7 protein-coding genes are annotated in these 8,439 nt (G+C 73.1%); 5 read left to right on the top strand and 2 right to left on the bottom strand.

Going from position 1 to position 8,439, the window contains the following annotated elements; all coding sequences use genetic code 11:
* The 3 genes from VIU94_RS35200 to VIU94_RS35190 all read left to right on the top strand — a co-directional run.
* Positions 1-638: S8 family serine peptidase (locus VIU94_RS35200; protein ID WP_331917994.1), on the top strand; the 638-nt coding region annotated here is incomplete at its 5' end.
* Positions 635-988: a hypothetical protein gene (locus VIU94_RS35195; protein WP_331917992.1), complete on the top strand. Its 354-nt coding sequence runs from the start codon at positions 635-637 to the stop codon at positions 986-988. The genes VIU94_RS35200 and VIU94_RS35195, both read left to right, overlap by 4 nt.
* Before the next feature lie 22 nt (positions 989-1,010).
* Positions 1,011-1,319 (top strand): WXG100 family type VII secretion target, encoded by a 309-nt coding sequence (locus tag VIU94_RS35190; protein ID WP_331917990.1) that lies wholly within the window; start codon positions 1,011-1,013, stop codon positions 1,317-1,319.
* A 39-nt stretch (positions 1,320-1,358) separates the two neighbouring features.
* Here VIU94_RS35190 and VIU94_RS35185 read toward each other — a convergent pair whose 3' ends face one another.
* Both VIU94_RS35185 and eccCa read right to left on the bottom strand, forming a co-directional pair.
* Positions 1,359-1,592, bottom strand: a complete 234-nt coding sequence (locus VIU94_RS35185) for a DUF397 domain-containing protein (protein ID WP_331917988.1) — start codon at positions 1,590-1,592, stop codon at positions 1,359-1,361.
* A 190-nt stretch (positions 1,593-1,782) separates the two neighbouring features.
* A complete protein-coding gene (eccCa, locus tag VIU94_RS35180) occupies positions 1,783-5,745 on the bottom strand; it encodes a type VII secretion protein EccCa (protein ID WP_331917986.1) in 3,963 nt (1,320 codons plus the stop codon).
* A gap of 169 nt (positions 5,746-5,914) precedes the next feature.
* On the opposite strand from eccCa, the gene eccD reads away from it, so the two are divergent.
* Positions 5,915-7,498 (top strand): type VII secretion integral membrane protein EccD, encoded by a 1,584-nt coding sequence (gene eccD / locus VIU94_RS35175; RefSeq protein WP_331917984.1) that lies wholly within the window; start codon positions 5,915-5,917, stop codon positions 7,496-7,498.
* Between the two features lie 231 nt (positions 7,499-7,729).
* Entirely contained in the window at positions 7,730-8,020 is a 291-nt protein-coding gene (rpsO, locus tag VIU94_RS35170) for a 30S ribosomal protein S15 (RefSeq protein ID WP_331917982.1), read from the top strand.
* Positions 8,021-8,439 lie beyond the last annotated feature (419 nt).

Raw genomic sequence — 8,439 nt, 5'->3', positions numbered from 1 at the left:
TCAACTACGCCCTACAACACGGCGCCCTCATCTTCGCCGGCGCCGGCAACGACGGCACCGGCAATCCCCAGTACCCCGCCGCAATCCCCGGCGTCGTCGCCGTCGCCGCGCTCAAGGCCGACGGCACGCACGCCGACTTCTCCAACCACGGCGACCACATCGCCCTCGCCGCCCCCGGCGTCGACATGCCGGGACGGTGCTCCGTCGACAGGACCAAGTACTGCTCCTTCGACGGCACCAGTCACGCCACCGCCATCGCCTCCGCCTCCGCCGCGCTCATCTGGTCCGCGCATCCGGAGTGGACCGGCAACCAGGTGCTGCGCGTCATGTTGCAGACCGCAGGTCACGAGGGGCCCGTGCCGAGCAAGTACATCGGGTACGGGTCCGTTCGCCCCGCCCAGGTGCTCCTGGAGGGCAAGGGCGACCCGGGCGACCCCGACGTCCACCCCCTGCTCGCCGCACGAGCGAACCACACCCCCACCCACACGCCGACGACCCCACAACAACCCACCACCGCCGCCGCCCCGCACCGCGGCTCCCCGCCGTGGGCGGCCATCACCGTCCTCGTCGCCACAGCAGGCGGCCTCCTCCTCGCCCTCATCAGATGGCGTCGCCACGACCCCAGGAGCACCCCATGACCACCCCCGCCGGCGGCTTCGGACTCGCCGACGACCCCGTCGTCCAGGCCAAGAACAAGATCATGGAGACGGGCAACGCCGTCACCCGTCAGGCCCGCGAGCTCGCCGACATTCTGGCGACCTGTGGCGCGGGCTGGACCGGCGTCGGAGCGGCCGGGTTCAAGAGCGCGCAGTCGCAGCTGAACGAGGACCACGACACCATCCGTCGGCTCCTCGGCGTCCTGCTCCACGCCGTCGGCGAGACGAAGAACCTCAGCAACGCCAACGACGAGGACGTCCGCCGAGCCTTCGCCTCAGCCAACACCAACACCACCAGCGACAACAACCACTCCGCCCTGAACAGCATCTGATCCCGAGGAGCGCGCACCAGCCATGTCCGGCATCGATCAGAACACCACGGTCCGCTACGGCAGCGTCCAGGAGATGGCGGACCGCATCCGCGCCGTCTCGCGCAACATCGTCCAGGACCTCGAGGAGATGGACACCGCCCTCAGGATCGTCACCGGCACCTGGGACGGCGAGGCGCACCACGAGTACGAGATCCTGCAGCGCAAGTACAAGAAGCGCGCGGAGGACATGAAGTCCCGTCTGGAGTCGGTCGCCCGGATCGTCGAGCGGGGCAAGGACAGCTACCGCTCCACCGACGTGAAGGCGTCCCGCCTCTTCACCGAGGCGTACTGACGGCGTCGGCGTGGGGCCCCCGTCCGGGGCCCCCACCCCCTACCGAAGGTCGAACTCCCCGTCCTTCGCGCCGAGGACGAACGCCGTCCACTCGGCCTCCGTGTACCGCAGCACCGTCTCCGGCTCCAGCGACGACCGCATCGCGACCGCCCCGTCCGGCAGGTACGCGATCTCCACGCGCTCCTCGTCGGGGCTCGTGCCGGGCGCGCCGTGCCACTCCACGCCGCTGATGTCCAGTGCGTACAGCTCGTCCTTCTCCTGCTGAGTGCCCATCCGGCGCCGTCTCCTTCGTGCAGCGCAGTGCAGTGCTGCGCAGTGCTGTGCTGTGGCGTTGCTTTGTGCCGTGGGGCGGCGACTCCCGCTCCACGGGCCAATTATCGGCGTCCCGATCCTGCCCCGGGCAAAGTCGCGCGGAACTCACCCCGAAGATCGCCCGCACCCTCTAGGATCCCTCCCGCCCCCCTCACCGCACCGGCGCCCACCCCGTCTGCACCAGCGACGCCCCGCCCCGTCGGGGGACGTACAGGCCCCGCCCAGGCGGCATCGGACGCGAGCGCACGGAACCGAGCAGCTCGCCCTCCGACGGGTCTCCGGACAGCAGCACGCCTTGCGCGCCCAGCTCCTTCATCCGCTGCAGGAACGGCTCGTACAGCGCGCGCGACGCGCCTGCCGTGCTGCGGGCGACGACGAAGCGGACGCCGGTGTCGCGGGCGAAGGGGAGGTACTCGGCGAGCGCCGTCAGCGGATTGCCCGCGCTCGTCGCCACCAGGTCGTAGTCGTCGATCAGCACGAACACCTGCGGGCCGGTCCACCAGCTCCGGTCGCGCAGTTGCTGCGGGGTGACGTCCGCGGGCGGCCGGCGGCGCGCGAAGACGCCCGCCAGCGCGTCCATGTGCGTCCGCATCGCGTCCGCCGTCGGCGCGTACTCCAGCAGGTGGCTCTCCGCGACCTCGCCGAGCAGCGTGCGCCGGTAGTCCCCGAGGACGATCTTCGCCTCGTCGGGGGCGTACCGCTCCGTGATCCGCCGCGCGATCAGCCGCAGCAGGTTCGTCTTGCCCGACTCGCCGTCGCCGAGGACCAGGAAGAACGGATCCGCGTCGAAGTCGACGAACACCGGCTCCAGGCCCGTCTCGTCGAGGCCGATCGCGATGCCGCGGCCCGGGAACTCGAAGCCCTTCGGCAATCGTTCGGCAGGCAGCCGGTGCGGCAGCAGCCGCACTCCCGGCGCCGCCGGACCGCTCCAGCCGTCCCGTACAGCCGCGACGAGTTCCGCCGCCCCGACGGACACGTCGTCGCCGTCCCCCACTCGCGGCACCGCCGCCATGAAGTGCAGCTTCTCCGGCACCTGCCCTCGTCCCGGCACCCCCGGCGGGACGTTCTCCGCCACCCGCCGGTCGAACTCCGAGTCCATGACGTCGCCGAGCCGCAGCTCAAGCCGGTTCAGCAGCTGGTCCTTGATCCCCGCCCGGACCTCCATGTAGCGCGCGGCCGTCAGGACGACGTGGACGCCGTACCCGAGACCCCGCGCCGCCAGGTCCGCGAGCACAGGCTCCAGGCCCTCGTACTCGCTCCGGAACCCGCCCCAGCCGTCCACGATCAGGAACACGTCGCCGAACACCTCGTCCGGCAGCGCCCCGCTCGCCCGCTGCCGCCGGTACGCGGCCATCGAGTCGATCCCGTGCGCGCGGAAGAACTCCTCGCGCCGGTTCAGTACGCCCACGACCTCGGCGACCGTCCGCCGTACCCGCTCGGGGTCCAGCCGCGAGGCCACCCCGCCGACGTGGGGCAGGTCCGCGAGGGCGGCCAGTCCGCCGCCGCCGAAGTCCAGGGCGTAGAACTGCGCCTCGCGCGGCGTGTGGGTGAGCGCGAACGAGGCGACCAGCGTCCGCATCAGCGTCGACTTGCCCGACTGCGGGCCGCCGACCACCAGCATGTGGCCCGCCGCGCCCGAGAAGTCCCGGTACAGCACCTCGCGGCGCTGCTCGAAGGGCTTGTCGACCAGCCCGAGCGGCACGGTCAGCCCGCCCGGCCGGGTGTACTGCGTCGCCGTGAAGCCCCGCTCCTGCGTGCGCGCGAGGCCCGGCAGCAACTGGTCGAGGGTCGGCGCGCGGTCGAGCGGCGGCAGCCACACCTGGTGGGCCGGCACGCCCTGCCCCTCCAACCCGCGCACGATCACGTCGAGAACGGTCTCCGCAAACGCGTCGTCGGCGCCGTCCTCCTCCTCATCCGGCACCGGCCCCGCGTACGTCACCGGCACCGCCCCCGCCGTGAACAGCGCCGCCCGCACCGCGACCCCCGAGGCCCCGTCCGGCGCCGGGCCGCCGCCCCCCGAGCCACGCCCACGCGTCCCGTACGCCCCCGAGACGTACGCCGCCTTGAACCGCACCATCTCGTCCGTGCCGAACTTCAGATAGCCCGAGCCCGGCGCCGACGGCAGGTGGTAGGCGTCCGGGACTCCGAGCGCCGTGCGCGACTCCGCCGCCGAGAAGGTCCGCAGCCCGATCCGGTACGACAGGTACGTGTCGAGGCCGCGCAGCCTGCCCTCCTCCACGCGCTGCGAGGCGAGCAGCAGATGCACGCCCAGCGAACGCCCGATCCGGCCGATCTGGATGAACATGTCGATGAAGTCGGGCTTCGCGCTGAGCAGTTCGGAGAACTCGTCGATCACGAGCACCAGCGAGGCCAGCGGTTCGAGCGCCGCGCCCGCCGCCCGCGCCCGTTCGTAGTCGTGGATGTTGGCGTAGTTGCCCGCCGCGCGCAGCAGTTCCTGTCGCCGCTGCAGCTCGCCGCGGATCGCGTCGCCCATCCGGTCGACCAGCGTCAGGTCGTCGGCGAGATTGGTGATCACCGCGGCGACGTGCGGCAGCCGCGCCATGCCCGCGAACGTCGCCCCGCCCTTGAAGTCCGCGAGGACGAAGTTCAGCGTCTCGGAGGGGTGGGTCACCGCGAGCCCGAGCACCAGCGTGCGCAGCAGTTCGGACTTCCCCGAGCCGGTCGCGCCGACGCACAGCCCGTGCGGACCCATGCCGTCCTGCGCCGACTCCTTCAGGTCCAGCATGACCGGCTGCCCGTCCTCGCCGACGCCGATCGGCACCCGCAGCCGCTCAGCGGCCGACCGGGGCCGCCGGGACCGCGCCGCGACCTCCGCGCCGGCCGCGTCGTCGAGGCCGAGCAGCTCGGTGAAGTCCAGGTCGGCGAGGAGCGGTTCGTCGTCGTCCGCGCCGCCCGTCCGCAGCGGGGCCAGCCGCCGGGCCAGCGCCTCCGCGGCCGGCAGCGAGATCCCGTCCGGCACGCCCTCGTGCGCGACGCCGGTCCCGGAGTCGAGCCGCAGCAGCCCCGGCAGCACCTCTGCCGCGAGCCCGCCCGAGCGCCACGGCTCGCCGCCCTCGCCCAGCGTCACCACTGTCACGCCCTGCAGGCCCTCCGCGGCCGCGAGCGCCGAGTCGTGCGGCAGGACCGCCCCGTCGAGCACCACCACGACGTGCGGGCGGTCGAGCACCGGCGGCGCGTCCCGGCCGAACCGGGGCCGCCCGTCGAGCCGCCCCACCGACCGCAGCGCCTCCTCCACCTCCGTGAGGTCGTCGCCGAACAGCCGCCTGGTGCCCGCCCCGTCGAGCAGGCCCGGCGCCTGCGCGTGCGGCAGCCACTTGACCCAGTCCCAGTACGCCGCCGCGCCCCGCGCCGCGACCACCGCGACCACCAGGTCGTCGGGGGAGTGCAGCGTCGCCAGCTGACACACCAGCGCCCGCGCGGCCGCCCGCGCCGACTCCGGCTCACCGGTCACCGTCAGCCGCGGGAAGGCGCGCAGCGCGATCGCCACTGGCAGCCCGTCCAACGCGCCGTGCACCGCGAGGAACTGCCGCATCGCGCCCGCGCACAGCGGCTCGAGACCGTCCACCGGGGCCGTGTCCGGGGCGACCAGCGGCGTCGCGAGCCGCTGAGCGCCGAGCCCGATCCGTACCTGGCCGAAGTCCGGGTCGCCCACCCGCCGTTCCCACAGCCGTGTGCCCTCGGCCACCACCGCCCACAGCTGATCGGGCGCGGGGTGCAGATACAACTGGGCGTCGCGCTGGCGCTGCGCGGTCCGGCGGACCGTACGGCGGATCCGCGCCAGGTACGCGAGGTAGTCCCGCCGCGCCTCGGCCAGGCTTCCCTGTGCTCCGTTGCGATGGCGTACCCACTGGGCGATCGCCATGCCGAGCGTCGACACCACCATCAGCGCGCCCATGATCCGCATGAACGGATGCGCGCCCGGTAGGAAGAAGAAGACCGCCGACGCGCCCATGCCGAGCATCGGGAGCAGCTGCATCAGCAACGACTCGCGCTCCTGGCGCGGGAGTTCCGGCGGCGACTGAAGAACCAGCTCCCCGTCGGGGACGTCGGGCGGAAACGTCCTCGGCGGGCGTTTGACGACGATCTGGCTCATCGTTCGACCACGATCTGGCTCACCGGAGCATCAATCCCTCGTGAATCCCTCGTGCTTGGTGTGCGGACGTCACCGCGCGAGACGGTGATCCTACTGGCCGGGGTCCGCGCCGCCCCCCGGTAGGGTGACGCGCGCAGCGTGCGCAACCGCGAACGAGGGGGCTGAAGACGTGAGTACGACCGCGCCGACCGGCGGCCCGACCGCGCCGACCGGTTTCTGCCGCGTCACCGTGGTCGCGCCGGACAGCCGCGTCGACGTCGCGCTCCCGGCGGACCTCGCGGTCGCCGACGTGTACCCGGAGATCCTGCGGCTCGTCGGCCGGCCCCAGCCCCCGGGCACGCCCACCGGCCACCACCTGGTCCGTCTCGACGGCACCGTCCTCGACGGCGCGCGCACCCTCGCCGACCAGCGGGTCCTCGACGGCGAGCTGCTCACGCTCCGCCCGTTCGCGCAGTCCCTGCCGCCCGCGGTCTTCGACGACGTCGCCGACGCCGTCGCGTCCGCCGTCACCCGCGACCGCCGGCTGTGGGGCGGGGAGCCGCTGCGCGCCGCCGGGCTCGGCGCGGGCGTCCTGCTGCTCGGCCTCGTCGGCCTGGTCCTCTGGTACGCCGAGCCGGCCCGGCACGACATGCACGGCCTGCCGGGCGTCGTCGCGGCCGTCCTCGGCGTCCTGCTGACGGCCTTCGCCGCCGTCCGCGCCCGGGTGTACGAGGACGGGGGCTCCGCGGTCGCCGTCGGCCTCGGCGCGCTGCCGCTGCTGATGATCGCCGGCTCCGGGATCGTCGCGCCGCACGCGGGGGAGGGGCCGGGCCGGCTCCAGTTCCTGCTGGGCTGCGTGACCGTGCTCGTCGCCTCCGTCGTCCTGGTGGCGCTGCTGCCGAGCGGGGACGCACCCTTCGTCTCGGCCGTCCTCCTGGCCGTGACCGGCACCCTGGCGTCCTTCGCCACGATCCTCACCGGCGCCTCCGCCACCGCGGCGGCCGCCGTCTGCGCCCCGGCCGCCATCGGACTCGTCGCCTTCCTGCCGGGCCTTTCGGCCCGCTTCGCCCGTCTCCCCATCGGCTACGCGCGCCCGGCGACCGCCCCGTACCCGCACCCCGACGCCCCGTACGGAAACCCCGCCGCGTACGGCCCCGCCCCGTACGGAAGCCCGGCGACGCCCCACGGCGCCCCCAGCCCCACCGCCTACGCGAACCCAGACCCGTACGGCGCGCGCCCCGCACACGGCGCGCCCCCCATGGCCCCCATCGGCCTCCCCGTCGACGCCGAGCGCATCGCCCGGCAGGCCCGCCGCGGCCACGAACTGCTGCTCGGCCTGGTCGGCGGCTGCGCCGGCGCCGTCGTCGGCGCGGCGGCGATCCTCAGCCTCTCCCCGGACGCGGGCGCCTGGTCCCGGCTGCTCGCGCTCGCCGCAGGTCTCGCGCTGCTGCTGCGCGCCCGCCTCTTCCGCTACACCGCGCAGGTCGGCTGCGTCCTCGCGGCCGGGCTCGCCGCCCTCGCCCTGCTGATCGCCGGCCTCGCCCTGGACCTGCCCGCGGACCAGCCGGAGATCCGTACGATCTGGCTGACCGCAGCCGTCGCCGTGGGCGCCGCCCTGGTCACCGCGATCGGCCTGATCGTCCCGGGGAGGGGCGTCTCGCCGTTCTGGGGCCGGCTCACCGACCTGGCCGAGGGCGCGGTGCTGCTGAGTCTCGTCCCGCTCTGTCTCGCCGTCCTGGACGTGTACGAGGCGGCCCGCTCCCTCGCGAACTGACGCGGGCCCCGCGACGGAGAACCCGGGCCCCGCCCGGCCGCTGTCTCCCGGGCTGGTACGCTGTGTGACGGCCGTTTGTGTACGCGCTCCCGGAATCCTCTCGAAGGCTCGCGCTTTCGAAGAATCGGGGAGCAGCGCTCATCGCGCCTTCGCCTCCGAGTCACGGAAGCTTCCCCTGAGATCAAGACCAGGGGCACTCGTGGGCGCATCGAACACCAAGAGGAGTACCGAGTGTCTCTCGACGCCGCTACGAAGAAGCAGATTTTCGCCGAGTTCGGCCAGAAGGAGGGCGACACCGGCTCCCCCGAGGTCCAGGTCGCGATGCTCTCCCGTCGTATCTCTGACCTGACCGAGCACCTCAAGCAGCACAAGCACGACCACCACTCCCGTCGTGGTCTGCTGATCCTGGTGGGCCAGCGTCGCCGCCTGCTGCAGTACCTGGCCAAGAAGGACATCCAGCGCTTCCGTACGCTGGTCGACCGCCTGGGCATCCGCCGCGGTGCGGCCGGCGGCGCGAAGTAAGTCGCCGTGAAGGGAGCGGTTCCCACTTTTAGGGGGCCGCTCCCTTTGCTGTACGTGCGCAAAGTGCCGACCGGCAATTAGTCTGGTCACACAACGCCACATCCACGCGCGAGAAGCAGCCGGCACGCCGCCGGTCCTCGGTAGTGGCCCCCGGACCCCTCATTCCCCGGGTGCTTCGATCGAAGACCGGCCCGCCACGACAGCGCTTCTCCCGCATCGTCCCCCGCCACACGGGCGCGCGGACGAAAAGACGCAAAAGACGACAACGTAGGAGAAACCGCTAGTGGAGAACGAGACCCACTACGCCGAGGCCGTCATCGACAACGGCTCCTTCGGCACCCGCACCATCCGCTTCGAGACGGGCCGCCTGGCCAAGCAGGCCGCCGGCTCCGCCGTGGCGTACCTGGACGACGACACCA

Source organism: Streptomyces sp. (assembly GCF_036566765.1).
In the GTDB taxonomy this organism is placed as follows: Bacteria; Actinomycetota; Actinomycetes; order Streptomycetales; family Streptomycetaceae; genus Streptomyces.
Note: the sequence above shows the minus strand (reverse complement) of the source record. Positions and strands in the feature narration are given on the sequence as shown.